Source organism: Pelagibius sp. Alg239-R121, assembly GCF_947331435.1.
In the GTDB taxonomy this organism is placed as follows: domain Bacteria; phylum Pseudomonadota; class Alphaproteobacteria; order Kiloniellales; family Kiloniellaceae; genus Denitrobaculum.
In genome coordinates this window covers 1-1,356 of record NZ_CAMZOF010000045.1, presented here as the reverse complement: position 1 = coordinate 1,356, position 1,356 = coordinate 1, and the positions used below count along the sequence as shown (strand labels likewise).

3 protein-coding genes are annotated in these 1,356 nt (G+C 49.3%); 1 reads left to right on the top strand and 2 read right to left on the bottom strand.

Annotated elements, in window-relative coordinates; all coding sequences use genetic code 11:
* Positions 1 to 254: hypothetical protein (locus QMZ18_RS36895; RefSeq protein WP_282611441.1), on the top strand; the 254-nt coding region annotated here is incomplete at its 5' end.
* 63 nt (positions 255 to 317) lie between these two features.
* Here the strand turns inward: QMZ18_RS36895 and QMZ18_RS36890 are convergent.
* Together QMZ18_RS36890 and QMZ18_RS36885 are read right to left on the bottom strand one after the other, a co-directional pair.
* Positions 318 to 1,067 (bottom strand): hypothetical protein, encoded by a 750-nt coding sequence (locus QMZ18_RS36890; RefSeq protein WP_282611440.1) that lies wholly within the window; start codon positions 1,065 to 1,067, stop codon positions 318 to 320.
* A gap of 70 nt (positions 1,068 to 1,137) precedes the next feature.
* Positions 1,138 to 1,356, bottom strand: a 219-nt coding sequence (locus QMZ18_RS36885; protein ID WP_282611439.1) for a hypothetical protein, incomplete at its 5' end; no start/stop codon positions are given.

The window sequence follows — 1,356 nt, the reverse complement described above, 5'->3', positions numbered from 1 at the left end:
GGCTTGGCACCACCATCAAAACCGGTAACCCTCGCTCCTCCAACAGAGCTGTGTCAGATCAGGTCAGAACTAATTCATCTAACCAAACTGCGGGACTTTCCAACTCTATCCATTCCGTTCTAAGGAGTGATAACGCCTTTAGCATCGATTTTGGATCAAGCGCTTCAGTAGCGATCTCCGAGTTATTGGAATCTCTCGAACAACTCGGCGCACACAACATCCATGTGTTTGGTGATCGAGCGGAGGATGAATAGAGCAGCTTTGTCCCGCAATGAGCCCAAGTTGCTTGTTTCGGATACTCGGGCAATTGGTCGAATTTAATTTGGGCCCGCCAACTTTTCGTAGCGAGCTACAAGATCAAGTAACTTCTGGTCCTCTGTTTCTGACAGATAGAGATACCTCTCATTAAACTTCTGGTTCAACGCCCAACGTGCGCGTTCGTACTTTTCTGCTGCCAGTTTGTAATTACCTGAGGCGACCGCGAGCTCACCAAGCATTCGGTTTCGTAACGGACTGTCAGTGTTTCCGGCATCTAAACATTGATACGCGCCGTGTGGTCCCGCTTCGAGCTCCGCGTAGCCGTCAGGCTCTTCGATCAAAAATTCTAGCAGTGCATCGGCTCGCCACTCTTTGCTTAACCAAGATAAACCGTAGGTCCTAAATTGTTCAGAGATTTCCAAAGCAGCGACTTCCGCTTCTTTTTCACTTTTTATTGCCCAAATCAAATCGCTAACGATACTTGAATGCCGAACGCTGGGGGCCAACTGGCCTCTAATCGGCATCTCAGCCTCATTTGGGCGAGGCCCTTTTGGCCCATCTTTAGGTGGATATTCTGAAGTAGGAAAAAAAGATGGCCAAGAACCAATCCACACACTGACGGAAGCGGTGGTGCAATCAAGCACACCGGCATGGTAGGCATTGAAACTCCGAAATTCGACACAGTCGATTGCTCCTTTTCGATGACGCCATGTCTTTCTCGACGCCCAGTCGTCAAACCCAGCTTCCCTTAATACCGGAAAGACATGCTTGCGTAGAGCAGCAGTTGTGGTTCGTGCTGAAATTTCCATAATGCGCCCAAGTCATTTGCCGTCCTTCAACCTATAGAAACTTTCATTAGGAGGAAATTACAGTCCGGATTCACTTAAAACCAAAGGCAGGTCTGTCCCGCGCTGTGTGAGTTCGTGCACTGCGCAGCGAACGGCCGCTCATCGCAGACTGGTCATTCGTTACGAACGCGGCGAAGGTCTCAAAAGAGCCCTTGGTGCAGTTTTTCTGCATTGTGACAAAGGTCAGCTTTCTCGCTGTCAGATCGGCAGCTTCAGTGTCGCTTTTTCCGTTGAAACAACGATTGACGTT